The 25529-nt window shown below is 60.4% G+C and carries 32 protein-coding genes, 1 tRNA gene and 1 pseudogene; 23 read left to right on the top strand and 11 right to left on the bottom strand.

Features of this window, described 5'->3' with window-relative positions:
- Nucleotides 1-65 precede the first annotated feature (65 nt).
- Genes M5B98_RS00275 through M5B98_RS00260 form a run of 4 tightly spaced genes read left to right on the top strand, consistent with a single transcriptional unit; the run spans nt 66 to nt 2086 of the window.
- The gene (locus M5B98_RS00275; protein WP_248741354.1) at nt 66-572 is read left to right on the top strand and encodes a PaaI family thioesterase; all 507 of its coding nucleotides are present in this window, start codon (nt 66-68) and stop codon (nt 570-572) included.
- Nucleotides 573-589: 17 nt separating this feature from the next.
- A complete protein-coding gene (locus tag M5B98_RS00270; RefSeq protein ID WP_248741353.1) occupies nt 590-952 on the top strand; it encodes a hypothetical protein in 363 nt (120 codons plus the stop codon).
- A 31-nt stretch (nt 953-983) separates the two neighbouring features.
- Entirely contained in the window at nt 984-1391 is a 408-nt protein-coding gene (locus M5B98_RS00265; protein WP_248741352.1) for a RidA family protein, read from the top strand.
- 32 nt (nt 1392-1423) lie between these two features.
- Nucleotides 1424-2086 carry a glutathione S-transferase family protein gene (locus M5B98_RS00260; protein ID WP_248741351.1) on the top strand — a complete coding sequence of 221 codons (663 nt, stop codon included), beginning with the start codon at nt 1424-1426 and terminating at the stop codon, nt 2084-2086.
- Nucleotides 2087-2095: 9 nt separating this feature from the next.
- On the opposite strand, the gene M5B98_RS00255 is transcribed toward M5B98_RS00260, so the two are convergent.
- Genes M5B98_RS00255 through M5B98_RS00240 form a run of 4 tightly spaced genes read right to left on the bottom strand, consistent with a single transcriptional unit; the run spans nt 2096 to nt 6331 of the window.
- A complete protein-coding gene (locus M5B98_RS00255) occupies nt 2096-3214 on the bottom strand; it encodes an agmatine/peptidylarginine deiminase (RefSeq protein WP_248741350.1) in 1119 nt (372 codons plus the stop codon).
- A 47-nt stretch (nt 3215-3261) separates the two neighbouring features.
- The gene (locus M5B98_RS00250; protein ID WP_248741349.1) at nt 3262-4365 is read right to left on the bottom strand and encodes an extracellular solute-binding protein; all 1104 of its coding nucleotides are present in this window, start codon (nt 4363-4365) and stop codon (nt 3262-3264) included.
- Nucleotide 4366: 1 nt separating this feature from the next.
- A complete protein-coding gene (gene aguB / locus M5B98_RS00245; RefSeq protein WP_248741348.1) occupies nt 4367-5275 on the bottom strand; it encodes an N-carbamoylputrescine amidase in 909 nt (302 codons plus the stop codon).
- Nucleotides 5276-5278: 3 nt separating this feature from the next.
- Nucleotides 5279-6331, bottom strand: coding sequence for an agmatine/peptidylarginine deiminase (locus M5B98_RS00240; RefSeq protein WP_248741347.1), 1053 nt, complete (start codon nt 6329-6331; stop codon nt 5279-5281).
- 137 nt (nt 6332-6468) lie between these two features.
- On the opposite strand from M5B98_RS00240, the gene M5B98_RS00235 reads away from it, so the two are divergent.
- A complete protein-coding gene (locus tag M5B98_RS00235; RefSeq protein ID WP_248741346.1) occupies nt 6469-7356 on the top strand; it encodes a LysR substrate-binding domain-containing protein in 888 nt (295 codons plus the stop codon).
- On the opposite strand, the gene M5B98_RS00230 is transcribed toward M5B98_RS00235, so the two are convergent.
- Together M5B98_RS00230 and M5B98_RS00225 are read right to left on the bottom strand one after the other, a co-directional pair.
- Complete coding sequence (locus M5B98_RS00230; RefSeq protein WP_248741345.1) at nt 7338-8498, bottom strand: radical SAM protein; 1161 nt, start codon at nt 8496-8498, stop codon at nt 7338-7340. The genes M5B98_RS00235 and M5B98_RS00230 overlap by 19 nt on opposite strands.
- A gap of 69 nt (nt 8499-8567) precedes the next feature.
- Nucleotides 8568-9515, bottom strand: a complete 948-nt coding sequence (locus M5B98_RS00225) for a LysR family transcriptional regulator (RefSeq protein ID WP_248741344.1) — start codon at nt 9513-9515, stop codon at nt 8568-8570.
- Nucleotides 9516-9649: 134 nt separating this feature from the next.
- Here M5B98_RS00225 and M5B98_RS00220 point away from each other — a divergent pair, with 134 nt between their 5' ends.
- The 4 genes and pseudogenes from M5B98_RS00220 (at nt 9650) to M5B98_RS00205 (ending at nt 11843) form a co-directional block, all read left to right on the top strand.
- Nucleotides 9650-10054 carry a RidA family protein gene (locus tag M5B98_RS00220; RefSeq protein ID WP_248741343.1) on the top strand — a complete coding sequence of 135 codons (405 nt, stop codon included), beginning with the start codon at nt 9650-9652 and terminating at the stop codon, nt 10052-10054.
- Between the two features lie 78 nt (nt 10055-10132).
- Nucleotides 10133-10690: a helix-turn-helix domain-containing protein gene (locus M5B98_RS00215; RefSeq protein ID WP_248741342.1), complete on the top strand. Its 558-nt coding sequence runs from the start codon at nt 10133-10135 to the stop codon at nt 10688-10690.
- 85 nt (nt 10691-10775) lie between these two features.
- Nucleotides 10776-11333: pseudogene (locus tag M5B98_RS00210) on the top strand (HD domain-containing protein); the annotation flags it as partial.
- Nucleotides 11331-11843: a GNAT family N-acetyltransferase gene (locus tag M5B98_RS00205; protein ID WP_248742144.1), complete on the top strand. Its 513-nt coding sequence runs from the start codon at nt 11331-11333 to the stop codon at nt 11841-11843. The pseudogene M5B98_RS00210 and the gene M5B98_RS00205, both read left to right, overlap by 3 nt.
- Nucleotides 11844-11857: 14 nt before the next feature.
- Here the strand turns inward: M5B98_RS00205 and M5B98_RS00200 are convergent, their stop codons facing one another.
- The gene (locus tag M5B98_RS00200; protein WP_248741341.1) at nt 11858-12310 is read right to left on the bottom strand and encodes an Lrp/AsnC family transcriptional regulator; all 453 of its coding nucleotides are present in this window, start codon (nt 12308-12310) and stop codon (nt 11858-11860) included.
- Between the two features lie 123 nt (nt 12311-12433).
- Between M5B98_RS00200 and M5B98_RS00195 the strand changes: the two genes are divergently transcribed.
- From M5B98_RS00195 to leuD, 5 genes are all read left to right on the top strand, one after another.
- The gene (locus M5B98_RS00195; protein ID WP_134826571.1) at nt 12434-13051 is read left to right on the top strand and encodes a LysE family translocator; all 618 of its coding nucleotides are present in this window, start codon (nt 12434-12436) and stop codon (nt 13049-13051) included.
- Between the two features lie 26 nt (nt 13052-13077).
- On the top strand, nt 13078-13947 hold the full coding sequence (panB, locus tag M5B98_RS00190; RefSeq protein WP_248741340.1) for a 3-methyl-2-oxobutanoate hydroxymethyltransferase: 870 nt from the start codon (nt 13078-13080) through the stop codon (nt 13945-13947).
- Nucleotides 13944-14429 (top strand): MaoC family dehydratase, encoded by a 486-nt coding sequence (locus tag M5B98_RS00185; protein ID WP_248741339.1) that lies wholly within the window; start codon nt 13944-13946, stop codon nt 14427-14429. The genes panB and M5B98_RS00185 overlap by 4 nt, the downstream gene beginning before the upstream one ends.
- Before the next feature lie 134 nt (nt 14430-14563).
- Nucleotides 14564-15985, top strand: coding sequence for a 3-isopropylmalate dehydratase large subunit (leuC, locus tag M5B98_RS00180; protein WP_248741338.1), 1422 nt, complete (start codon nt 14564-14566; stop codon nt 15983-15985).
- A 3-nt stretch (nt 15986-15988) separates the two neighbouring features.
- On the top strand, nt 15989-16597 hold the full coding sequence (leuD, locus tag M5B98_RS00175; RefSeq protein ID WP_248741337.1) for a 3-isopropylmalate dehydratase small subunit: 609 nt from the start codon (nt 15989-15991) through the stop codon (nt 16595-16597).
- 39 nt (nt 16598-16636) lie between these two features.
- Here the strand turns inward: leuD and M5B98_RS00170 are convergent, their stop codons facing one another.
- Nucleotides 16637-17554 (bottom strand): LysR substrate-binding domain-containing protein, encoded by a 918-nt coding sequence (locus tag M5B98_RS00170; protein WP_248741336.1) that lies wholly within the window; start codon nt 17552-17554, stop codon nt 16637-16639.
- A gap of 559 nt (nt 17555-18113) precedes the next feature.
- On the opposite strand from M5B98_RS00170, the gene M5B98_RS00165 reads away from it, so the two are divergent.
- From M5B98_RS00165 to M5B98_RS00135, 7 genes are all read left to right on the top strand, one after another.
- Complete coding sequence (locus M5B98_RS00165; protein WP_085708738.1) at nt 18114-18299, top strand: DUF1843 domain-containing protein; 186 nt, start codon at nt 18114-18116, stop codon at nt 18297-18299.
- Nucleotides 18300-18333: 34 nt separating this feature from the next.
- Nucleotides 18334-18966, top strand: coding sequence for a DUF1842 domain-containing protein (locus M5B98_RS00160; RefSeq protein ID WP_248741335.1), 633 nt, complete (start codon nt 18334-18336; stop codon nt 18964-18966).
- 40 nt (nt 18967-19006) lie between these two features.
- Entirely contained in the window at nt 19007-19585 is a 579-nt protein-coding gene (locus M5B98_RS00155) for a DUF1842 domain-containing protein (protein WP_248741334.1), read from the top strand.
- A 103-nt stretch (nt 19586-19688) separates the two neighbouring features.
- The gene (locus M5B98_RS00150; RefSeq protein WP_248741333.1) at nt 19689-21152 is read left to right on the top strand and encodes a GDL motif peptide-associated radical SAM/SPASM maturase; all 1464 of its coding nucleotides are present in this window, start codon (nt 19689-19691) and stop codon (nt 21150-21152) included.
- Nucleotides 21153-21231: 79 nt separating this feature from the next.
- The gene (locus M5B98_RS00145; protein ID WP_248741332.1) at nt 21232-21516 is read left to right on the top strand and encodes a hypothetical protein; all 285 of its coding nucleotides are present in this window, start codon (nt 21232-21234) and stop codon (nt 21514-21516) included.
- Entirely contained in the window at nt 21500-21949 is a 450-nt protein-coding gene (locus tag M5B98_RS00140) for a hypothetical protein (protein WP_248741331.1), read from the top strand. Before M5B98_RS00145 ends, M5B98_RS00140 begins: the two co-directional genes overlap by 17 nt.
- A gap of 194 nt (nt 21950-22143) precedes the next feature.
- Nucleotides 22144-22218, top strand: a tRNA-Gln gene (locus M5B98_RS00135).
- Between the two features lie 51 nt (nt 22219-22269).
- Here the strand turns inward: M5B98_RS00135 and M5B98_RS00130 are convergent.
- The 3 genes from M5B98_RS00130 to M5B98_RS00120 all read right to left on the bottom strand — a co-directional run bounded on the left by M5B98_RS00130 (nt 22270) and on the right by M5B98_RS00120 (nt 23888).
- Nucleotides 22270-22662 (bottom strand): DUF1801 domain-containing protein, encoded by a 393-nt coding sequence (locus tag M5B98_RS00130; protein ID WP_248742143.1) that lies wholly within the window; start codon nt 22660-22662, stop codon nt 22270-22272.
- A 154-nt stretch (nt 22663-22816) separates the two neighbouring features.
- Complete coding sequence (locus tag M5B98_RS00125) at nt 22817-23158, bottom strand: hypothetical protein (RefSeq protein WP_248741330.1); 342 nt, start codon at nt 23156-23158, stop codon at nt 22817-22819.
- A gap of 85 nt (nt 23159-23243) precedes the next feature.
- Complete coding sequence (locus M5B98_RS00120) at nt 23244-23888, bottom strand: ATPase (RefSeq protein WP_248741329.1); 645 nt, start codon at nt 23886-23888, stop codon at nt 23244-23246.
- Nucleotides 23889-24051: 163 nt separating this feature from the next.
- On the opposite strand from M5B98_RS00120, the gene M5B98_RS00115 reads away from it, so the two are divergent.
- Both M5B98_RS00115 and ahr read left to right on the top strand, forming a co-directional pair.
- Nucleotides 24052-24297: a hypothetical protein gene (locus M5B98_RS00115; protein WP_248741328.1), complete on the top strand. Its 246-nt coding sequence runs from the start codon at nt 24052-24054 to the stop codon at nt 24295-24297.
- A 51-nt stretch (nt 24298-24348) separates the two neighbouring features.
- Nucleotides 24349-25380, top strand: coding sequence for an NADPH-dependent aldehyde reductase Ahr (gene ahr, locus M5B98_RS00110; RefSeq protein ID WP_248741327.1), 1032 nt, complete (start codon nt 24349-24351; stop codon nt 25378-25380).
- Nucleotides 25381-25529 lie beyond the last annotated feature (149 nt).

Raw genomic sequence — 25529 nt, 5'->3', positions numbered from 1 at the left:
GCTTCGTCCTTTATTCGGGGTTAGAATCCGCCCGGTTCGGCTAACAGTTTAAGGATGACCCCGGCATGTCCCAACTCGACACTTCCCTGCAAGACACCGCCGCCCCCGACGGCGTCTGCTTCGGTTGCGGCAGCAGCAACCCGCACGGTTTGCACATCAAGAGCTTCTGGCACGAAGACGGCGTGCACGTCATGGCCGAGCACGTGCCCGAGGCCAAATACTGCGGCTGGCCGGAGCTGGTCTACGGCGGTTTGATCGCGATGCTGGTGGACTGCCACTCCAACTGGACGGCGATGGCTTACCACTACCGCGCCGAAGGGCGTGAAGCCGAAAGCCTGCCGCGCATAAACTGCGTCACCGGCAACCTCGGCATCAAATTCATCAAGCCGACGCCCATGGGCGTACCGCTGACGTTGAAGGCGAAAGTCGAGGGTGAAATCGGGCGCAAGAGCCGGGTAATCTGCGAGGTCTACGCCGGGGATGTGCTGACGGCGGTGGGTGATTCGGTGTTTGTTCGGGTGGATACCGAACAGTTGGCGGCGGCCGCCCACGGGCGGAATGAAGACCAATGAGCACCCGAGCAATAAACATGGCGCTGATTGTCGTCATCAGCCTGATGGGGGTTGGCGCCCTGAATTGGCTGATGAACGAATCCTGGCTGATCGCCACGCAAGCAAGCGGCGAAGATGCTTTCTCGTATCTGATAATCGAGATTTTGCAGGCGGTGGCCATTCATTCGGTGGTAGTGGCATTCGTCCCGCTGCTGTTGGCGTTCTTTAGAAAAACACTCGCCAGTTATGTTGTGTTGATACTGATGCTGTCGCTCTACATGCTGCTCATCACCGGCATCAATGCAGTGGGCCCGGCCATCGCCGGACTGGCGATGGCCGCTTTGGCTTATGCCGTGTTCACGAAAACCGTCAACCTGATTCGATACTTTCGCGTGAAGTGACCCGACTTACCGTTTACCTGGAGCCCCGGCCGTGTCTGATCGCAAAATCATCATTCCCGAATCCATGAAGCCCATCGTCGAACGCGCCGGTTACGCTCCGGCGGTTCTGGTCGGCGATACGCTTTACTGTGCCGGTCAGGTCGGCCGGACCGCAGATCTGACAGTCATCGAAGACCCCGAGCAGCAATTCATCCGTGCCTGGGAAAACCTCGACGAGGTGTTGAAGGCCGGCGGCTGCACCTTCGACGATGTGGTGGAGATGACCACTTATCACGTCGACATGAGCCAGCACATGCCGGTGTTTCGTGACGTGAAGAACCGCGTGTTCCCCAAAGGTTTCTGCGCCTGGACCTGCATCGGCGTCAGCGAACTGGCCCATCCGGGGCTGCTGGTGGAAATCAAATGTGTGGCCGTGCGCAGGCGGGCTATACCTGTGTAGTGTTTTTCACTATCACCGCGAGGCGTTGAACCATGGACTTGACCCTCTACTACCATCCGTTGTCGTCCTACTGCCACAAAGCCCTGATTGCCCTGTACGAACACGGTGTCGCCTTCGAAAAACGCCTGATCGACCTGTCCAGCGAAGCCGAGCGGGCCGAGTTGCGGGCGCTGTGGCCACTGGTCAAATTCCCGGTGCTGCAGGATCGCGCCCGTCAGCGCAGCGTGCCGGAGTCGAGCGTGATCATCGAATACGTGGACCGCTATCACGCCGGGGCTGGCCGTCTGATCCCCGACGATTGGGACACAGCGCTGCAGGTTCGTCTCTGGGACCGGCTTTTCGACAACTACGTGATGACGCCGATGTCGCAGATCGTCGCCGACCGCATCCACAGCAGAAACGCCGACCTGAGCAGCCAGCGCACCTTGCTGAACACTGCCTACGACATGCTGGAAAACCAGTTGGCGACCCACCCGTGGATCGCCAGCCCGGATTACAGCATGGCCGATTGCTCCGCCAGCCCGGCGCTGTTTTACGCCAGTACGCTGGTGCCGTTTGGCGACGACCGCCCTCGCCTCAGTGCCTATTTCGAGCGACTGGTGCAGCGCCCGTCTTTCAGCCAGGTGATCGACGAAGCCAAACCCTGGTTTGACTTCTATCCCTTTGCCGAAGCGCTTCCCCAACGGTTTCGTTGAGGAACGGCCTCACGCCGGCTGGTGACTGGTCACGCAGTGAATCCCGCCACCACCGGCGGCGATGGCGTCGATGTTGATCTGCACCACGTCGCGGTTCGAATAGAGCTGTTTGAGCAGGTCGAAGGCCTTCTTGTCGGCGTCCTTGTCGCCAAACTCCGGGGCGATGACCGCGCCGTTGATGACGAAGTAGTTGATGTAACCGGCCGCGAAGTCGTCGTTGTTCTTGTTGAACTTGGTCTTGCGCGGCTTCAGCGGTGGCGACACGGTGTGGATCTGCAACGGACGACCGTCGGCGTCGGTGGCCTTCTTCAGGATTTCCAGATGCGCCAGCGTGACCTTGTGATCGTAGGATTGCGGGTCGGTGTCGAGGTTGGCGATCACCACGCCCGGCTTGACGAATCGCGCGTAGAAATCGACGTGGGCATCGGTGATGTCCTTGTCCTTGATGCCCGGCAGCCAGATGATCTTGCGCAGGCCCAGGCGTGCTTTCAGTTCCGCCTCGACATCGGCCTTGCTCCAGCCGGGGTTGCGGTTGGCGTTGACCCAGCAACTTTCGGTCATGATCCCGGTGCCGTGGCCATCGACTTCGATACCGCCGCCCTCGCCCACCAGTTCGCTGCGGATGTAGGTCGCTTGCGCGTCTTGTGCCACTCGTTGGGCGATTTTCGCGTCTTTCGAGTGCTGCTGCTTGTTGCCCCAGCCGCTGAAATTGAAGTCCACCGCACCGAGGCCGCTTTTGTCATCGATGACGAAGTTGGCGCTGATGTCACGCATCCAGATGTCGTCGAGGTTGGCGATCTGATAGGTGATGTTGGACGTGCCGCAAATCTCTTCGGCCAGGCTGCGCTCGCTGCTACGGCAGTAGATGGTCAGCGGTTCGTAGCGAGAGATGGCGCGGGCGATGCGGCCCAGGGCTTCCTGGACGTCTTCGGTGAAGTCCTCCCAGATCGCGTCCTGCGCGCCGAAGGCCATGTAGGCACGTTCGTGTTTGTCGCCCTCGTCGGGCATGAACCAGCGACCTTCGCTGGCCGCCAGCACCCGCGCCGGGGACAGACCGAGGCCCATGACGGCAGCGCCTACGCCGGCGGCGACTGAAACCTGTTTGATGAACTCGCGACGAGTGGGCATGTGTACGTTCCTGATGTGTAAGGGGCCGCCGAAGCGGCCCGGAAAAATCACTTTGCAGTGGCGGTCTTGAACTTGGTCCAGGTGCGCATGCGGGCGCGCATGTCGGCCTGGGGAATATCCTTGCCCGGTATCAGACGAGCATAGGTCGCTTCGTCGAGGTAGATGTCCGGGTTGTTGCGCATCGCCTCATCCACGTTTGGCCGGGCCTTGGCGTTGGAGGTCGGGTAACCGGTGAAATTGCTGATCGCGGCCATGTTCTCCGGGCGCATCACGAAGTTGATGAACGCGTAGGCGTATTCCGGGTGTTTGGCATCCACCGGAATGGCCATGGTGTCCATCCACACCGTGGTGCCTTCGCGGGGCACGCGGTACTGGAAGCGGGTCTGCTTGCCGGCGCTGTCCGAGGTGCGCTGGGCCTGGGTCATGTCGCCGCTGTAGCCGAGGGACAGGCACAGGTTGCCGTTGACCAGATCGGTCACCGGTTGCGACTGGAACTTGCGGATGTACGGCCGCAGTTTCATCAGCAAGTCACTGGCCGCCGCCAGATCCGCAGGCTTGGCGCTGCGCGGATCACGGCCCAGATAATTGAGCACCACGGCCAGCACTTCGTCCGGGGAGTCGATCATCGAAATCCCGCAATCGGCGAACTTCGCGGCCAGTTCCGGTTTGAACAGCATGTCGAGGCTGTTGACCGGGGCGTCGGCCATGCGTTGTTTGACCTGCTCGGCGTTATAAGTCAGACCGATGGTGCCCCAGGTGTACGGCACCGTGGCCTTGTTCGAATGCTCGTAATGGCTGCGCAGTTTTTGCAGGCCCGGTTCGATGTCGTTCATCGCCGTGACTTTCGAAGGATCCAGCGGCAACAGGCTGCCGGCGCGCATCAGGCGTTCGGCCACGGTGTCGCCGGGGAAGATCAGGTCGTAGCCGCTGCCGCCGGAGAGCATCTTGGCCTCCAGGGTTTCGCTGCCGTCCATCACGTCGTAGATCACCTTGATCCCGGTTTCGGCGGTGAATTTGCTCAGGGTGTCTTCGGCGAAATAATCCGCCCAGTTGTACAGCCGCAGGGTCTTGTCTTCGGCGTGTACGACGGGCATCAGACCAGCCAGCGCCAGGCCCAGGGCGCCCAGCAACCACTTGTGTGAGGTGTGCATATCAGACTCCTTGAGGATTCCAGCGAGCGTGAAGATGACGGCCGTCCTGACTCAACAACGCGCCGTACATTTCCGGGCGCCGGTCGCGGTAGATGCCCCAGCTCAGGCGATCTTCGCGCATGGCTGCCAGATCCAGGCTTTGCACCAGCACGCCGGTGCTGGCGCGGTCGGCTTCGGCGAGCATTTTTCCCTTGTGGTTGCAGATGAACGACGAGCCGTAGAAATTCATTTGCAGCGTCGCATCGGTGCCGGCCACTTCGCGGCCAACACGGTTGGAGGCGATCACCGGCAGCAGGTTGGCAGCCGCGTGGCCGCGCATGGTCATCTGCCAGTGGTCCCGCGAGTCCAGATCCGCGCAGCCCGGTTCCGAGCCAATGGCGGTCGGATACAGCAACACCTCAGCGCCCATCAACGCCAGACAGCGGGCGGTTTCCGGGAACCACTGATCCCAGCAGATACCAACACCGAGGCGGCCGAATGCGGTGTCCCAGACTTTGAAACCGGTGTCGCCGGGGCTGAAATATTCTTTCTCCTGATAGCCGATGGCATTGGGGATGTGGGTCTTGCGGTACACGCCCAACAAACGCCCGTCGGCATCCGCCACGCTCAGGGAATTGAAGTAGGCGTTACCTGCCTTTTCGTACCAGCTCAGCGGCAGCACCACGCCAAGTTCCCGGGCCAGTGCGGCGAAGCGCGACAGCACCTGACTGTCGCGATATTCCTCAGCCAGCGCCATGTGATGGTGACTCTGCTCGATGCAGAAATACGGCGTGGCGAACAGCTCCTGCAACAGAATCACTTGTGCGCCCTGCGCCGCCGCTTCACGCACCAACTGCTCGGCGCGATCAAGGTTGCCTTTCAGGTCCCAGGTGCACGGCATCTGGGTGGTAGCGACTTTCAACATCGTCATCGATCAACCCTCCACCGGCCAGGCTGGCTGCTGTTGGGTGATGCAATGCACACCGCCGCCGCCATGGGCCAGGTGATTGATCTGCACCGGCACCACTTCACGGCCCGGGAATGCCTTGGACAGGGTTTCTGCCGCCACATGGTCGGCCTCGATGCCGTACGCCGGCATGATGATCGCGCCGTTGGCGATGTAGAAGTTGGTGTACGAAGCGCAGAACACTTCGGCTTCGGTGTCCACCGCATCGGTGGCTTCATACAGCTCGATCAGCTCGAATTTGCGACCCTGGGCGTCGGTGGCCAGCTCCAGCGCGCGGCGGTTTTCCCGCACCACTTCGGCGTACACCGAGCTGCGATCGTGAGTGGCATCCACCAGCAACACGCCAGGACGGGCGAAAGCGCAGACGCCATCGACGTGGCCGTCGGTCATGTCGCCGGTGACGTAATCCGGATCGCCCGGCAACCAGATGGTTTTCTTCACGCCGAGCAGACGGCTGAAGATTTCTTCCATCTCGGCCTTGCTCACGCCGGGGTTGCGGTTGGGGTTGAGCAGCACCGATTCGGTAGTGATCAAGGTGCCCTCGCCGTCCACATGGATTGCGCCGCCCTCGTTGCTCAGCGCCGTACCGAAGCACTCGCCGCCCAAATGATTGAGTACGCGGCGGGCCAGGCTTTCGTCCAGGTCATGGGCCGACTTGCCGCCCCAGGCGTTGAAGCGCCAGCTCACACCGGCCAGACCTTGCTCCGGATGAACGACGAAGCTCGGGCCGGAGTCGCGGCACCAGCTGTCGTTGACCGCCAGCGGAATCAGTTCGATGTTCGGCCCGCACAAGGCCTTGGCGCTGGCGATGGCCGACGGATCGACGACCATTTTCACCGGTTCGAACCGGGCGATGGCATTGGCAACGCGGGCGAAATCTTCCTGCACCAGCGGCAGGGTCACGCGCCAGCCCGACTCCCACAGGGCCTTGTTGTGGGGCCAGACCATCCAGGTCGCGGCGTGCGTTACCCACTCTGCCGGCATCATCCAACCGCTGTTGTTGTTTTTGTTCTGCTGCATGGTAAAAAGCCCTTTGAGTTAAGCCATTGTGTTCAATGAAAACAGCCTTGGCGGCGTTGACGTGCATGCTAATGGCGGCCTGAAGGGCAAACAAACGATGGATTTAGCGGAAAACTGATTAGAGGAACTTATCGATCATGCTGAAACACTGGCCACCCCTCAGCTCGTTGCGCGGCTTCGAAGCTGCCGCAAGGCTGGGCAGTTTTCACAAGGCTGCCGAAGAGCTGAGCCTCACGCAGTCGGCCATCAGCCAGCAGATCCGCAGCCTTGAGGCGTATCTGGAGCAGCCGCTGTTTTTTCGCAGCGGACGCAGCGTCGCCCTGACCGACGCCGGCCACGATCTGCTCAGCACCACCCAGGCGATGTTGCAGCAACTGTCGGTGGGCATCCGCCGGCTGGGGCAGTACCAGAAACCCAATCAACTGGTGCTCAACACCACGCCGGCGTTTGCCCGGCACTGGTTGCTGCCGCGCCTGGCGGATTTCCGGCAACAGCACCCGCAGGTCGATCTGTGGATTTACAGCACCGATGAAGTGCCGGACATGGCGACACAAACCATCGATATCGCGGTGCGCGACGACATCAGTTCTCAGGCTGAGTGCAGCTTCAAGGTTCTGCATGCCGACCGCCTCTATCCGGCGTGCCATCCGAGCGTGTTGGCGCAGCCCGCCGCGCAACGCACGACGCTGCACGGCGAGCGGGAAATGGACTGGAGCCATTGGGCCGTGGAAGCTGGAATCGATATAGGGCAGCAGGATCAGGGCTTGAGCTTCTCTGATCCCGGCCTGCTGCTGGACGCGGCGTGTTCAGGTCTCGGGATTGCGCTGGTCAGCCGATTGCTCAGCCGCCAGGCACTGGAAAACGGGCTGTTGCAGCCTCTGGTGGAGCAAACCATTCGCGGCCCGAACTGGGCGATGCTGACCCATCGCGACAGCGAGAACGACCCGATGGCGCGATGCTTCAGTCAATGGCTGTCAGCTCAACTGGCAGAACCCGACCTGCAGGCTCAGACCGTCGTGAAATGACCTGCGCCGAGCCGGCCTTCCAGCCGACCGAACAGGACGTAGTGCTGATAACCGCTGGTGAATGCCCCGGTGGAAATCGCGTTTTTGACGTCCTGGTTCATATGTAGATATTGCGCTTCGTCGAAGTTCTCGGCACTGACTTCGCCACTGCGCCCAAGCCGGTCGCTATCGATCGGCAAGCCCATGATCGTGCGCCGCTGGAAATCGATAATCCGGTTGACCGCGTGACTCTCCAGCGGACCCCGATTGGAGTGCGCCGAGTAGATGTGCAATCCGTTGTTCGCGCAGCGATTGCACATGTCGATGCAGTTCGACTGAGTGGACTTGAGCCCGGTCAGTTGCGCCAGCGGCATGTCCAGATACTTGCCGACCTGATATTCGGTCTGATTGAAAATGGAACAACACAGGATGGTGTTGCCATTGCAGTCGAGTACCAGCCAGTCATCCTTGAGCGTGCAGGCCTGCTGTGGATACTGACGGACCAGATTGACCAGGTCGTCGTAGGGTGGCAGCGCGAGTCGCTGCAGCGTCTCGCGGTCGGTATCGGTCACCGACGGGTCGCGCTCGATCAGCGCCAGCGTTTTCTCCAGCGGCATCATCACTGAATAGCCGGTCGAGAACTCGAAGCCCAGACGCTGGCTGAATTCACGCATCAGCCCTTCTTCTTCCATGTTGTCCAGGTAGCGGTGGTAATAGACCTCGATCCGCGTGTTCAAGCCATGTTGCTGCTTGAGCTCATGCAGTTTGATCATGTTGGCCTTGACGACTTCGATGTCACCGCCCACGTGTCCCTGTTCGTACGTCTGCTGATAAAACCCGGACAGCGAGATACGGAAGAACCATGGATTGGCGAGCATCGCCGTCTCCATGTTTTTCGCCAGATTCAAATTGGAACTGATACCGCTGCGCAAACCGGCCGCGTTGATGATTTCGACAAACTCGCCGATTCGCGGGTGGATCAACGGCTCGGTCCAGTTGTAAAGAAAAATCGACTCGACCCCTTCTCTGCGGGCCTTCTCGACGATTTTCCTGAACATGTCAACTTGCATGGCTTTCTTGAAGTTGACGTTCTCCGAGTTACCCATCGGACACGAAGGGCAGCTCAAATTGCACGCGCCGACAATATCGATGTACATATTCATTGCGGGTGACGCTCCATGTGTGAATAGCGGTGCATCCAGACTGTCGACTGTTGTGATTGCCGTTATTCGCTATTTATTTGACAGTCCGGGAGCGCGGCGAGCAAGTTCCGGGCCATTGGCATGCTCGGCCATCAACGCCACGATCCAATCGATAAATACCCGCAGCTTTTGGCTGATATGCCGGTTCGGCGGATACGCGACGTACAGCGGCATCGGCTCAAGATCCCAATCTTCGAACAGCGCCACCAGCTCGCCCCGGGCCTCATGTTCAGCCGACATGTAGCGAGGTAACCAAAGCACACCCAGACCGGCAAGGCCGGCCGCCAGATAGGCGTTGCCATCATCGACCGCCAGCACATGCCGGCCCTTGATCAGGAGAGACTCGTTGGCGTTGCGCAAGGCGTAAGGCACCGGTTTGCCGGTACGCGCCCAGAGAAATCCCACCACCCGATGCTGCGTGTCTTCCAGCTCGCTAGGGTGCAGAGGCGTGCCGGCGCGCGCCAGATAGCTCGGCGCCGCAAATACTCCCAGTTGCAGATCGGCAACCCGACGGGCCATCAGCGACTGATCCAGCAACTCGCCGCCGCGCACCACGCAGTCCACGTTTTCATCGATGATGTCGACGATGCGATCACTGACGCCCATGTCGATCTGAATATCCGGATAACGCCGGTGAAAGTCCGGCAACGCCGGTATCAGGATCAGGCGCGCCAGCGGGCTCGGCACATCCACCCGCAGCCGCCCGCGGGGTGCAGCAGAAGCCTGGCTAATACCGGTTTCAGCATCGTCCAGGTCCGCCAGCAACCTGACCACCCGCTCGTAGTAAATCGCACCGTCAGCGGTAACGTTGACCTTGCGCGTGGTGCGGTTGAGCAACTTGACCCGCAGGCGCGCCTCCAGTTGCTGCACCAGATGGGTCACGGTGGTCTTGCTCATGTGCAAGGTTTCGGCGGCTTTGGTGAAACTGCCCGCCTCTACCACTCGGGTGAAGGCCTGCATCGCGTCGAAACGGTCCATATCCAACCTCTAATGGCGGCTCGATTGTTTGGCTATCCAAAACAGTGAACGCCAAGGTTGCGCGTTTATCGGGCCGATGCAAGTCCCTAGAGTTTCTCCATCGCAGGTTTTCAACCCATTGAAGGAGACACCTCATGACCCATACCCAGCCAAAACGCGACGTGGTTTTTCCGCCCGGACGTCATGCCTTGTACGAGCGCAATCGCTATTCGCCGGCCGTTCGATCCAACGGTTTTCTGTTTGTCTCCGGGCAAGTCGGCAGCCTTGAGGACGGCTCGCCCGAGCCGGATCTGAAGCAACAGGTGCGCCGGGCCTTCACCAACCTCAACGCGATTCTCGGCGCAGCCGGCGGCAGCTTCGATGACGTAGTGGACGTGACGGTGTTCATGGTCGACCCGCAATCGACTTTCGAAACCATCTGGGAAGTGGTTCCCGAGTTCTGGGGCGAGGCGCCGCACCCGACCATTACGGCGGTCGGCGTGACGTGGCTGTATGGATTTCAGTTCGAGATCAAGGTGATCGCCAGGGTGCCGGAATGACCTGATATCGCGTCGATTTGCAGCACGGGCCGACAGTCTTCAGACTGTCGGCCCGCATTCCTTTTGCGATCCATCGCCATGCCCGACACCTTGCTCAAGCCCAGTCTCCCCGGCATCGCCCTGCGCCGCTGGCGTGTGCTGCATCGCGTCAAGCAGAGCCATGCCGCCGAGTTGTTCAAGGTGACCCAGTCGACGATTTCCCGTTGGGAAAGCGGAGTGCAGGCAATGGACCCGGACGCGCATCGGCAACTCGAAACGCTGCTCGCGGCGCGACTCGATAGCGCCGCCGATCAGGCCCTCGCACGGCTGGTGACGGAAAGCGCACAGCCGGTTCACCTGGTCTGCGACCTGACCCATCGCCTGCTCGCCTGCTCCCCGGCCCGCGCCGCGCAGTTCAGCAGTCCGCTGAGCGATCTGCTGGGGCAATCGCTGTGGCGCTTTGCGACAGCGGAAATCCGGCACAAGGAATACTTGCTGGATGACACCGGTTGGCGAGAAGTCCAGGCGCCGCCGGCTCTGGAATTCCTGACGGGCAGCAATGACTCCGCCCTCGTGCCGATCCAGCCGAGTCTCTGCCGCTGGACGCGGATCGCCCTCTCCGACGGCACCGCCGCACGGCTGGTGGAAACGCTGTAGACCGCGCGCCGCATATTTTATGCGTGGACGATGATCGAGGCCGGGCCTAGGCTTTGAACCCTGCTCTCTTTACTCCGGCCACTGTATGAACCTCGAAAAGATCAAGGGACGCCTCGAATTCCTGCGCGAAGCAGAGCGGCTCAAGGATGTCCTCAGAAGCGCGCACACTTCCTCCGGGCGCAGCGAAAGCACCGCCGAACACAGCTGGCGCCTGTGCCTGATGGCGATCGTGTTCGCCGACGACCTGGCCGGGCTCGATGTGCTGAAAGTCCTGAAAATGTGCGTCATCCATGACCTCGGCGAGGCCATCAACGGTGACATTCCGGCAGTCGATCAAGCCGGTTTTCCCGACAAGGGCGAACAGGAACGCAACGACTTGCTGCTGCTCACCCGTTCTCTGGACGACGCGCTGAGAAGCGAAATCCTCGCACTCTGGGACGACTACGAAAACGCCCGTTCTCCCGAAGCCAAAGCCGTGAAGGCACTGGACAAGCTGGAAACACTTTTACAACACACTCAAGGGAAGAATCCGCCAGACTTCGACTATGGCTTCAACCTGGCCTACGGCAAGCAATACACCAACGCCGATCCGCTGTTCGAAACCCTTCGGACCCTGATTGACCGGGATACCCGAGAACGCATGAATACACACATCACCCTCCGCAACGAACGCCCCGAAGACATCGACGCCATCGCCCGAATCACCGAGGCCGCGTTCCAGCACGAAGAACACTCCAGCCACACCGAACAATTCATCGTCAACGTGCTGCGTAGCGCCGGCCAGCTCAGCGTTTCGCTGGTGGCAGTGGAAAATGACTCGGTGGTCGGCCACGTGGCCATTTCACCCGTGACAATTTCCTCCGGCGCTCAAGGCTGGTATGGACTGGGCCCGATTTCCGTATGCCCGACCCGCCAGCAGCAAGGCATCGGCTCGGCGCTGATGAAGGCCTCGCTGGCGGAGTTGCAGCGCATCGGCGGCGTTGGCTGCGTGGTGCTGGGTGATCCGGGCTACTACGGCCGCTTCGGCTTCAAGGCCCATGCGGGCCTGGAGTTGCCGGGGATTCCGGCGGAGTACTTTCAGGCGTTGGCGTTTGGTGGGGAGTTGCCAATCGGTGTCGTCAGCTACCACAAGGCCTTTGACGCCACCGAGTAACCGTTCGCTGTCGTTCAAAGCGGCAGCGAACGATCCTGAATCACCCGTTTCATCACCAGCGTAGAAGTCAGTCGCTGGACATTCGGCAAGGTCGACAAGCGCTCGTCATAGAGCTGCTGAAAGGCCGGCAGATCCCGCGCAACGACGTGCAGCAGGTAATCGGGCTCACCGAACAATCGTTGCGCTTCGACGATTTGCGGGATCTGCGTCACTGCGTCTTCAAACGCTTCCACCGCCTGGCGATTGCCCTCGCGTAGCGTCACAAACACCATCGCCGAAAAGTTCAGCCCCAGCGCGCCCGGCGCCAGTTGCGCACGATAGCCGATGATCACCCCGCTCTCTTCGAGCGCCCGAACCCGACGATGGCAAGGAGAGAGACTGAGCCCGACCCGATCAGCCAGTTCTGTGATCGACAGACGACCGTCGGCTTGCAGCTCGGCAAGAATCTTCTGATCAATTCTGTCCATTAACGCTTTTCTCCCACATCACACTGCCACTGCTGGAATATTTGGGAAAAGATTCTAGCCCGATTCCAATATTCTTTTTCGTGAACGTTGCACGCCAAAAGCCCACTGTTTACGAGATAAAAGATGTCCCTGAGTCTGTTCGCCGCCTTCTGGGCGGTTTCGTTTCTGTTCGTGATCACCCCCGGTGCAGACTGGGCATACGCCATTTCGGCGGGTCTGGTTGGCCGTGTCGTGCTGCCCGCCGTGGCGGGATTACTGATCGGGCATTTGCTTGCAACGCTGGTAGTGGCGGCCGGTGTCGGAGGACTGGTGGCGAGCAATCCCCTCGCCCTCTCGATACTGACGATCGCCGGCAGCCTTTATCTGCTGTGGCTGGGCATCAACATGTTGCGAAATCCCTCCACGCCCGAAGCGGCAGAGAACCAGACGTCGGGTTCCTGGTCACGCTGGACGATCAAGGGTGCCTGCGTCAGCGGCCTCAATCCCAAGGTCTTTCTTTTGTTCCTGGCCCTGCTGCCGCAATTTACCGACCCGACAGCGGCATGGCCGGTGCCGATACAGATCATGGCGCTGGGGCTTTTACACGCTTTCAGCTGTGGGGTGATTTACCTGTTGGTCGGATTCGGCTCTCGTTCTGTTCTACAGGCACGTCCCGTGGCTGCGCGATTCGTCAGTCGCCTTTCTGGCGCAATCATGGTGTTGATCGCAGCGTTTCTGCTGGCAGAACAGATACCCACCTGAAAATGACGCTCACAAAAGGCACAACCATGAGTGACACAACCTCGCCCTATGGCAACAACCAGAACCCGCACTCACGCGTTCGCATTCCTCATCTTCAGCAAATGAAGGTGCTCGGCCAGAAATGGGCGATGCTCACGGCCTACGACATGTACGCCGCGAGCATCTTCGAAGAGGCCGGAATTCCCGTTTTGCTGGTGGGTGACTCGGCCTCCAACAACGTCTTCGGCCATGAGTCGACATTACCTGTGACGGTTGATGAGTTGATCCCTCTGGTGCGTGCCGTCAGCCGGTCGACGCGCAGACCGCTGGTGATCGCCGACCTCCCGTTCGGTTCATATCAGGCCACGCCGGAGCAATGTTTCCATACCGCCGTGCGCTTCATGAAGGAAGGAAGTGCACATGCCGTCAAGATCGAAGGTGACATGGAGATGCTGCCGCAAGTCGCGCTACTGGCGCGCTCCGGAATACCTGTCATGGCGCACATCGGATTCACACCGCAAGCTGAACATCAACTCGGCGGCTATCGTGTTCAGGGACGGGGGCAGGAGGCACATCGGCTGATCGAGAGTGCTCGTGCCTTTGAAGCCGCAGGCGCCTTTGCATTGCTGATTGAAATGGTGCCCGACGAAGTCGCGGCGCAAATCACCGCCGCCGTTTCCATCCCCACCGTTGGCATCGGCGCTGGCGTGGGCTGCGATGCTCAAGTGTTGGTATGGCAGGACATGGCGGGGTTGAGGACCGGACACCTGCCCAGATTCGTCAAGCAATACGCCGACCTTCGCGGTGTGCTGCTCGGCGCGGCCCGCGACTTCGCCGACGATGTGCAAACGGGGAGGTTTCCGGGGCCCGAGCATGTATTTCCTCTTGATCGTGCACAGGAAAAAAACCATCGATGAAAAGCTTCAGACAACGCGCGGCCGACGGTCTGAAAATCGGCGACCGCTTCACCCTCTCCCGCTGCTTCTCGGTCGAAGACATCCTGCGTTTTGCGCAGATTTCCCGCAACTACAATCCCGTGCATTTCGACCAGCGCTTTGCCGAAGCACATCACTTCAAAGCGCCCGTCTCGCACGGATTGCTGACGGCCAGCCTGGTTACTGAAATTGGTGGTCAGATCGGCTGGCTGGCGGCGTCGATGACTTTTAATTTCAAGCGCCCGGTTTATCCGGGAGACACCGTGACATGCGTTTGGCTGATCACGGAATTAGATAGCAAAGGACGCGCGACGGCAGTCGTCACCTTGACCAACGAGGATGGTGTCGTCGTTCTGGAGGGCGAAACCCGAGGGGTGGCTCCAAGTGCAGACCAGCGAGAGCTACTGAAGCGTTTGCTGATTGCAGGAGATAGCGGCGATGCTGCTCGTGCGCCAAAGCAGTAATTTCAATCGCCGTTGACGTGATGACTGTTCACACTTCGTGTCCTATGGCATCACCAAAGCGCTATTGATGCCGTTTCGGCGATCAATGACTCTGTCCGTACGTTGTTTTGCACTGACAGAAAAGAGCCAACGCCATGCCCAGCCCCAGAACCCTGTACCAAAAGCACATCGACAGCCACACCGTCTGCACCCTCGACGATCAGGGCCACGTGCTGCTCTACATCGACCGCCAGGTCGCCAACGAATACACCAGCCCTCAGGCTTTCAGCGGACTGCGCGACGCCGGACGCAAAGTCTGGCGGCCCGCTGCGACATTGGCGGTGGTCGATCATGTGAACCCCACGGCGCCGATGCGCATCGCGACCATGCCCGACGCGGGCGGTGCGCGGCAGGTGTCGTACTTCGAAGAGAACTGCCGCGACTTCGGCATCGAGCTGTTCGATGTGCTGGACAAGCGCCAGGGCATCGAACACGTCGTGGCGCCGGAACAGGGTTTTATTTTGCCGGGCATGGTGGTGGCGGCCGGTGACAGCCACACCACCACTTACGGCGCACTGGGCGCCTTCGGTTTCGGCATCGGCACCTCGGAAATCGAACACCTGCTGGCGACGCAGACCCTGGTCTACAAACGCCTGAAAACCATGCGGGTGACGGTCAACGGTGAGCTGGGTGCGGGCGTCACGTCGAAAGACATCATCATGGCGCTGATCGAGCAGATCGGTGCTTCGGGGGCCACCGGTTTTGCCATCGAATTCACCGGCCCGGCGATCAGCGATCTCAGCGTCGAAGCACGCATGACCATCTGCAACATGGCCGTGGAGGCCGGTGCCCGTGGGGCGTTCATGGCACCGGACGACAAGGTCTTCGCCTATCTGCAACTCAAGCCGCGCGCGCCGAAAGGCGAACTCTGGGAGCAGGCGGTCGAGCGCTGGAAAGGCCTGCACAGCGACCATGGCGCGGTGTTCGACAGTGAAGTCAGCCTGGATGTCTCGGCTCTGGAACCGATGGTCACCTGGGGCACCAGCCCGGATCAGGCCGCTCCGGTCGGCGGACGAGTGCCGGACCCGGCCAGCCAGCCCGATCCGATTCTGCGCCAAGGCCTGCAACGCGCCCTCGACTACATGGGCCTGACACCCGGCACGCCGCTGAGCGAAGTGGTGATCAGCCACGCCTTCATCGGCTCCTGCACCAATGCGCGGATCGAAGACTTGCGTGACGTTGCCCGCGTGGTGCGCGGCAAGCACGTGGCGCCCCACGTGCGGGCGATGATCGTGCCCGGCTCGACGCTGGTGCGCGATCAGGCGGAAGCCGAAGGGCTGGCGCAGATCTTTCGCGACGCCGGTTTCGAATGGCGGCAATCGGGCTGCTCGATGTGCCTGGCGATGAACGACGACGTGCTGGCGCCGGGTGATCGCTGCGCGTCCAGCACCAATCGCAATTTCGAAGGTCGTCAGGGCGCCGGGGCGCGCACCCACCTGATGAGCCCGGCAATGGTCGCCGCAGCCGCCATCACCGGACATTTGACTGACGTTCGCGCCTTCGCGCCGGGAGTTTGAGCCATGCAACCGTTCACCACTATCAGCGGCAGCGCCGCGCCGTTCCTGGCGGCCAACATCGACACCGACGTGATCATGCCCAAGCAGTTTCTCAAGGGCATTGATCGTCAGGGGCTGGATCGGGGGCTGTTTTTCGATCTGCGTTTTCTGGCCTCAGGCGAACCCAATCCCGAGTTCGTGCTCAATCAGCCCGCCTGGCAGGACGCGGCGTTTCTGGTGACCGGACCGAATTTCGGCTGCGGCTCCAGCCGTGAGCACGCGGTATGGGGCTTGAAGCAGGTCGGGATCCGGGCGCTGATCGGCACCACGTTTGCCGGGATTTTCTACGACAACTGTCAGCGCAACGGCGTGTTGGCGATTCAGCTCGATGCCGCGCAGTTGAAGCAGGTTGCCGAAGTCATCAGCGTTCCGGCAACCGCGCATATCCGCGTTAACTTGCCCGAGCAAACCATCGAGCTGGCGGACGGAACACGGATCGCTTTCGAGATTGATGAGTTGCGCAAACAGTCACTGCTGCTGGGTCTGGACGCTATCGGCACAACGCTGCAACGGACCGAGCAGATTCGCGCGTTTGAAGCGCGACATCTGGCAGAAAACCCCTGGCTGGGCTGAACACAAAAAACCGGGTGGCTCACTGAACCACCCGGTTTTTCATTCGACAGACAAGTCGCGGAAATACTCTTCGAGAAACTCCACGCAGACCCGCAGCTTGGCCGACTCGCTGAGCCGCGTCGGGAACACCGCCCAGACGTTGGCACTCTGGGTGTAATCCTCCAGCACCTGCACCAGCCGCCCCTGTTCGAGCATCGGTTTGACGTCCCACATCGAGCGCAACAGAATCCCGCCGCCGCTCAGGGCCCACTCCATGACGATTTCGCCACTGTTGGAGGACAACGGGCCGCTGACCCGCACCGATTCCTGCTGCCCGTCTTTGCTGAGCTCCCAGATGCCGAACGCATTGTTGCGCTCCTTCAGCACCAGGCAATCGTGGTCTTGCAGATCCTCAAGGGTTTGCGGCGTGCCCCGGCGCTCGAGGTAGTCCGGCGTGGCGCACAGCACCCGCCGATTGCTGACCAGTTTGCGCGCCAGGTGCTGGCCCGGCAGGTCATCGCCGACGAGGATTTCCAGGTCGAAGCCCTCGCCCACCAGATCGACCACGCGGTCGAATACGTCCAGGCGGATGTCGAGCTTCGGGCAAGTTCGGGCCAGTTGGCTGATCGCCGGTGCGACGTGATTGCGGCCAAAACCGAAGCTGCTGCAAATGTGCAGCGAACCCGCCGGCTGGTGCCGGGCCTGGGCAATCTCGCCGAGGAAATCATCGAAGTCCCCCAGCAGCTTTTCTGCCCAGATCCGCACCCGCTCGCCATCGTCGGTCAGGGCGATACGCCGGGTGGTGCGGTGCAACAGTTTTGTCGAGAGCGTGCTTTCGAGTACCGCGATGCGTTTGCTGACGTAGGCCGGCGAATAGCCCAACTCGTCGGCGGCGCTGGCGAAGCTGTTCTTGCGGATGACCGTCAGGAATACCTTGAGGTCTTCGGGCAAGGGAAACTGGTCACGATTCGTGTTCATACAGCGCGCTCATCCACTGCCTGCTTCATGATTCGCGCAGGATAGCAGCGGCCATGACCGTTCGGCGCTTTTTCTGGCAGCCCCGAACAAACAGGGCTAGGGTTGCGTGGCTGGCGATATGCTGGCCACTTGGCAAACGTCCATCGACGAACGCCATCAGCAGCACTGGAAGAAAAATCAGGGATGGTTTTTGTGCTTGCGGGTTAATGCACTCTTGATGAGTGAACAACCTATCCCTGTGTTTCGTTGCTTTCTATCAAGGACAGAAAGATGACCAACGTACAGGCGAACTTCTCTTGCCCTCTGCCACGGCAGACGCGCCTCCCGATTCCGAACAGCGGGCCTGACAGCAGACCCGACGGTTTCGGCTGACGCCCTCGGCGTCGCATCGACGCCCATTCAATCACCACGATTTGACGGATCCGGATGGATCAGGCCTTCACCTCGCCAGGCACCACTGTCGCCAGTGTTTCCTGCCGCTGGCTGTCGCCTGCCTGTCAGGAAAGACGCCCCTCGCCTGAAGGGGATGTTCGGCAACCACCACGAGGAAACCCTCGATATGACTGGCTCAAAACACAACATGCCACCTTACGGCGTCGCCATCCAGAGCGCCATCACGGGCGGTGATCTGCAACAGATGAAGACTTTGTTGAAGCAGCGCGATTCAACGAAGCCGGAAGCGAAGGAGCTGCAAACCGCGTACGAAAAACTGGCCAAAGAAGTTTCCCGTCTGGAAAAACACTAAGGCCATCAACCCCATTGCAATGGAGGCAATTCACATGTCTGGTTCAGTTCAGCAACAAAATGTCGGCTTGTTCCCCGTGAGCTATCGGATCGGCACGGGTCAGCCGGGGGCGCAAAGTCTTGCGTTGAACCTGCTGGTGTCCACGCCACAGCAGCATGTCACCGGCAACGCCGCCATCACTCAAGCGACCAATCCGCCACTCGACGTCGACTCGGATGTCTGGGGCGAATACACCTACATGACGGTCATGAAGCCCGGTGTCAGCAAGATCCTGATCACCGCTCAAGGCAACCATGGAGGCCCCGGCTCCAACTCCATCATCAACTTCAAGATTCATCTGGTGGTCGGCACTGACTGGCGTGAAGGCGTGGCCAACTATGAGTATTTCGACGGCCAGCGCTGGCACGAACTGAACAATGTGCCGGCACATCTGGTGGAGGTGCATTCGAACGTCCTGCCATCTTTCAATCCCGGCCCGGTGATCGAGCGGCACAAACCGGTTCTGCCGCTGTATGCCGCGCCGATTCAGGGCGCCATCGCCAGCGGCGACCTGGCCCAGATGAAAAACCTGTCGGGACTTGCCAGGCAGCAATTGGAGCAGTTGCCGCAGTTGCGGATCGCGGTGGACGCCGCCAAGAAAGAAATCAGCCGCTTGCAAAGTCGTTGATCGGCTATTGGAACCCATACATTCACAAGGGAGCAGCATCATGTCGATCGGACTTTTTCACACCCGCCTCATCGCCAGCAATTCCCTGCTCGGCGCACCTGTTCTGACCCTCGATATCGTTGTCGATACCGTCCGCAAAAAAGTCAGCGGTGTGGCCAGCGTCTTTCAAAGCACCTGGCCGCCGGTCAATTTTCATGCCCGGGTCTGGGGCGACTATTCCGAGGCAAGGCTGACGCCGTCGGCCGAGAACTACATCATCCTGACCCTCGACGGGAGTCCAAGTGGCCCGCTGAGTCAGATCGCCCAGACCTTTCACCTTAAGGGCATTCTGAACGACTGGAGCAGCGGTTTTGTCGATTACCGCTACAACGAAAACGGCCAGTGGCATGACGTACGTCACGTCGCCGTGCATCAGGCGCCCAGTGTCGAGCCACAGCCGCCGGAGCATCACGTCCATCCGCTGTATGCCGTAGCCGTGCAGACGGCCCAGGCCAGCGGTGATCTGGCGCAACTGAAAACAGCGGTGCAACAAGGCGAGCAGCAACTGGCTCACGAAGGAGCCTTGCGCAGTGCCCTTGAGCAACTGAACGCAGAAATCGCGCGTCTGGAAGCACGCTAAACCGCACGCCCCGGGCGAGGTCACTGCCGGCCTCGCCCGGTCTTGCGGCGAATCGAGGTCATTCCAATCGTGCCGCGCACAGGTCCGTGCGCAAGGATCTCCCATGACAGACATCCGCCCTGCCCGTTACCTCAGTGACACCGATCTCAAACGCTACGTGCCGGTGCACGTGGTCTGGGAAATCACCCTGGCCTGCGACCTCAAATGCCTGCATTGCGGCTCACGCGCGGGTCATCGACGCCCCGATGAACTGAACACCCGTGAATGCCTCGACGTGATCGATTCCCTCGCTGCCCTCGGCACCCGCGAGATCACCCTGATCGGCGGCGAAGCCTATTTGCGCAAGGACTGGACGCAACTGATCCAGGCCATCCACGACCACGGCATGTACTGCGCAATCCAGACCGGCGGGCGCAACCTGACGCCGGCGAAGATGCAGGCCGCAGTCGATGCGGGTCTCAACGGGGTCGGGATCTCTCTGGACGGGCTCGCGCCGTTGCACGACAAGGTGCGTAACGTGCCCGGTTCGTTCGACAAGGCGGTCGACACCCTGCGCCGGGCCAAGGCGTCCGGGCTGGCGGTGAGTGTCAACACCCAGATCGGTGCGGCGACCCTGCCTGATTTGCCGGAACTGATGGACACCATCATCGAACTCGGCGCCACCCACTGGCAGATCCAGATCACCGTGGCCATGGGCAACGCCGTGGATCACCCGGAACTGCTGTTGCAACCCTATCAACTGCTGGAAGTGATGCCGCTGCTCGCGCGCCTGTACCGCGAAGGCGTGGATCGCGGCCTGCTGATGAACGTCGGCAACAACATTGGCTACTACGGCCCTTACGAACATTTGTGGCGCGGCTTCGGGGACGAGCGCGTGCACTGGAGCGGCTGCGCGGCGGGCCAGACCGTGCTGGCGCTTGAGGCCGACGGCACAGTGAAAGGCTGCCCGTCGCTGGCGACCGTCGGTTTCTCCGGCGGCAACGTGCGCAACATGAGCCTGCACGACATCTGGCACTACAGCGAAGGCATCCACTTCGGCCGCCTGCGCTCGGTCGACGACCTGTGGGGCTACTGCCGCAGTTGCTATTACAACGATGTCTGCCGGGGCGGTTGCACCTGGACATCGCACTCGCTGCTGGGCAAGCCCGGCAACAATCCTTACTGCCATTACCGCACTCTGGAACTGCAAAAACGCGGACTGCGCGAGCGCATCGTCAAACTCGAAGACGCTGCGCAACGCTCCTTCGCCGTCGGCCGTTTCGACCTGATCACCGAACGTATCGACACCGGCGAGCCAGTCAGCAGCGTCAGCGATAGCGGCCAGGTGATCAAACTGGCGTGGATCAATCAGGGCCAGAAATCGCCGGAGGAAGGACGAATCCCCGTGCAACTGGCGCTGTGTCGCAGTTGCCTGCAGTACATTCACCCCAACGAATCGATCTGCCCGCATTGCCACGCTGACGTCGCGGCCGCCGAGGCCAGGCACCAGACGGACCGCGCCCGTCAGCAGGCGATCATGAACACGTTGACGGGGTTGCTGGGGGTGGCGCCGAGTACGTTGAGCTGAGCCGGACGCTGCACGGGAGAGACCACCGTCAAGAACATCTGTATCCTTGGCGGCCTCTCTCTATGTGTCAGGTCATGCCATGCAACGTGACTGCGAAGAGGCCTGCCCTCGCTGCGGCTCGGCTCACGCCGTTCGCCCCAAAAGTATCCTCATCGGCGCTGCCAGCCCGAGCAAGCTGTTTCCCGAGGAAGAAAAAACAGGCTATCGCCGGCTGGATCAACTGGCCATAGACGAGTGCGAGCCGCAATCGCTCAATGCCCCGCCTCTTGAGCAATTCATCAACGGACTTTACTGCGATCAATGCGCAATCGGTTTCGTGGCAAACACCTTGGTTAAAGGAAGCGTTCATGCAGGTCGCAAGTGATAACAGACCCGAGGATTTCCTTCGATTGGAGCACCTGCTTTACGGGTGGAATTATCAGGTGTGGGTTAACGTTTACGGTCCTCTAAACGCGAATCAGTCATTGGTCGATGCGCTCAGGGCTTCAGTTTCAGGCAACTGTGAGGTGGATCGCACGACACCGTTGTCCGTCGAGGATGCAAAGGAGCTGGTCATTGAATCATTGACCTACCCTGGCGATGAGGGCGCCGGCCCTATCGATCTGGAACTGAAACGAGCCGAGGTCTTGCAGCTTGCCGGGAAACTGCTGGAAGCCGCACACGTTGAACAGGCTGATCAGGTGAGCACTTTCTGGCTAAGAAAGGGTCACCCCGGCTATCCCGTGTTCTGGGAGTTCGCGCTCGATGTCCATGCCCAAGGCCAACGCTGGATTCTGCTTGGTTGCAGCAGCGACTGATTTCGCCTGACCCGGACTGAGTACCCTGCGACCCGTGAAAAAGCCCACAAACACGCTCACAAAACACGGGTTTGAAAATAAGTAGCTGTTTTCCATGAAATTTATTTGCTTCAGGGGTTCCCAGAACGCAAGAGCGCTGGTAAAGTGCCGCCCACTGTTGCAGAGGTCCTCCCGGGACTGAACACAATAGCTACAGGGGCGTCGCCAAGCGGTAAGGCAGCAGGTTTTGATCCTGCCATGCGTTGGTTCGAATCCAGCCGCCCCTGCCATTTTCTTCCTCGTTTCACCCTCCTCTGCTTCATCTCTGCCTCAACGGCAAATCACTTTTTCGAATTCAACGTAATCGCCGAACGCACCAGCGCTTTCAGTGCTTTTGCATCTATTTCGTCGTCTTCGTGAACATCAATCGCCCGCCGGGTATTGCCTTCAAGGCTGGCATTGAACAGTCCCGACGGATCCTCCAGCGACGCACCCTTGGCGAAGGTCATTTTCACCACGGCCTTGTAGGTCTCTCCGGTGCAGATGATGCCGTTGTGTGACCAGACCGGAACACCCCGCCACTTCCACTCCTCGATAACCTCCGGATCGGCCTCGTGAATGATCGCGCGGATCTCGGCCAGTTTCTGGCCGCGCCAGTCGTTCAGTTCGTTGATTCTGGCGTCGATCAGCGCCGAGGGACTCTCGGTCGCCGCGCCGCTGCTGTCCTTCTTCATATCGTTGTTCTCCCGAAAAACCTTGTCCGCTATCCAGCGTAGCGCCGACTGCGCCAAACGCCGGGCAAAAAAAGCCCCGCAAGGTGCGGGGCAAAGGAATTGGTTGGTTGCGGCCAACCAAAGGAGCATCGTCAAAAGCGTTGACCGTCGGGCGTTACAGGCACTCCTGGGCGGCCTGTTCAAAACTCGACGGCATGAAACTCGACGCCAGCAAGTGGCGCTCATACAAGAAGACCTTGCCGCCGTCCTGCGCCTTGTAGGCTTCCAGCACGTTGTCCGCCGCCACTTTGCTCGGCACCACGATCCGGTAGCTGCGCTGGGTCTGCGAGACGGTCGGGTTCATCGCACTGTTCTGCAGTTTCGGCACGACGCATTCGGCGTACTGGGCCGGGGTCTTGTGGGTCTGCAAGGTCAGCGTCGGGTCATTCGGCGCAGAAGCACAAGCGGTCAGCAGCAAAGTGGCAGACGCCATGGCAGGGATAAAAAAGGCACGCATGGATAAAATCCTGAAAATAAAAGGTTCGGTTTTCAAGCAACGTTCAGCGTCACGGGCGCTGCCGTTGCGGTTTTAATAAGTGTGCTCAGCCGGCAGTCACCAAGGCTTTGAGCGAATCATCGAACTGCTTCAAGGCGCTGAATTGCAGGTCCCGCTGTTTTTCGATCTGGGCTGCAATCTCGGGCGCGGCCTTGTTGTGAACCCACACCGACGGCAGCTGTTTCTCCACCGCACCTTCGGCCTTGCCGATGTATTGCAAGTTGGCGTCGTAGAAACGTGCGGCGAAGCGCGCTTCGACCTGACTGTTGCGCTGGGTCAGCAGGCGGTTGTGGGTGTCGAGCATCACCACCACGTCGGGATGGGCCTGCACCAGTTGATCCAGGCTGTCGTAGACGGTCACCGAGAGAAACTGCTGTTGCAACGAACTCATCAACCAGTCGATGGCCAGTTCCGGGTCGGAGCTGTTGACGAAGGCCTCGCGAATCCGCGCATCGAGCGCATCCTTGGCACCGTTCACCGCCACGTCGTGGTAGCGCTCCAGGTATTGCTGGTTCTCCAGCGTGTTTTCGCTGTACAGCACACCCACGGTTTGCGAGTGCTGCAGTCCGCTGCTGGCGCCGCCGACGGGAAGAAAATGGCACGTACCGGCGTCGGCTGCGTAAGTCGGTGCAGTGGTGGCTACCCCGCCCATCAGCAGGGCGACCAAAGCCAGTCGGGTCAGAGTCTTCATCGCGCAAATTCCTTGAGCTGCGTTTCGATGGAGGCGATTTTCCGCCTGTCGGCCGCAAAGCAGAACTTGCGTTTCTTGATGGTCACTATTACTTGAACCAATAGTTGCGCAGCGTGCAGACTGCTGCACACTCGATCACAACGAAAACAAATGAGGATTTTCCGTGCGTACCTTTGATTTGATCCGCGATGCCGTCCTGCCCGAATTCCGCGACAGGGTGGCCGAATACCTCGTCGAATACGAATCCGTGCTGGGCCAGTCAGCGGCTGATTCCGAGTCGGTACGGGCCGTGGCCAATCAGTTGCGCGGTTATCTGCGCGGCCTCAACACCACGCGGGTGCTGGGCATGGCGGACTGGGAAGAACTCGACCGGCGCGTGCTGGACACCTGGCTCGCGCATACGCGATGACCCGCTAGACTCTTCAGGCTGCGCCCGCAGCGCCAGACCTGGAGGTGTCCTGTGAGCAATAACACCGAACCGACGACGTTTACCGGATGGGCCGCCACCTCGGCCGGCGCTCCGCTGGAGCGTTACAGTTACGATCCCGGCCCGCTCGGGGATGAAGAAGTCGAAGTCGCCGTGGAATACTGCGGCGTCTGTCACTCCGACCAGTCGCTGATCGACAACGACTGGGGCATCAGCCAATACCCGTTCATTCCCGGTCACGAAGTGGTCGGGCGCATCGTGCGTACAGGCCCGCAGGTCCGCGGCCTGGAAGTCGGCCAGCGCGTGGGCATCGGCTGGTACAAGGGCAGCTGCATGCATTGTTCGTCCTGTATCGGCGGCTCCCATCACCTTTGCGCCACTGCCAAACCCACCATCATCGGCAGCCACGGCGGTTTCGCCGATCGTTTGCGCACCCATTGGGCCTGGGCGCTGAAACTCCCGGACAATCTCGACCCCGCCCTCGCAGGCCCGCTGTTCTGCGCCGGCTCCACGGTGTTCAACCCGCTGGTGGAGTTCGACATCAAGCCGACCGACCGGGTCGGCGTGGTGGGCATTGGCGGCCTCGGTCACCTGGCGCTGCGCTTTCTCAATGCGTGGGGCTGCGACGTTACGGCGTTCACCTCGTCGCTGAGCAAACAGGACGAAGCCAAGCGTCTTGGCGCACACAAGGTCGTTGCCTCCACCGACAGCGATGCGCTGAAGGCGATTGCCGGGACTCTGGATTTCCTGCTGATCACCGCCAACGCCAATCTCGACTGGACCGCGATGCTCGCCACCTTGCGCGGCAAGGGGCGGCTGCACTTTGTCGGCATCGTGCCCGATGCGATTCCGGTGCATGTGTTCAATCTGATCCCTCAACAAAAATCCTTGTCCGCCTCCCCGGTGGGCTCGCCCGCCACGGCGGCGACCATGCTGGAGTTCTGCGCGCGGCATCAGATCCTGCCGCAGGTGGAGGAATTTCCGATGAGCAAGGTCAACGAAGCTGTCGACCATCTGCGCAGCGGCAAGGCACGGTATCGGATCGTATTGAACGCCAGCAAATGAATGAAAGGCGCATGAGTTAACCGCTCACGCGCCTTTTTTGTGCCCGGAGAAAACGCTGTTTCATGGTTTTCTCGCTGATCTCCTTATTCCGTAAATCAAGCAGACGGCCATTTTTTAATCTTTTATCGCTATTACTGATGCCCCTTATG

This window comes from Pseudomonas sp. MWU12-3088, from assembly GCF_023242405.1.
Classification (GTDB): domain Bacteria; phylum Pseudomonadota; class Gammaproteobacteria; order Pseudomonadales; family Pseudomonadaceae; genus Aquipseudomonas; species Aquipseudomonas kribbensis.
This window is presented reverse-complemented; position numbering and strand designations above follow the sequence as displayed.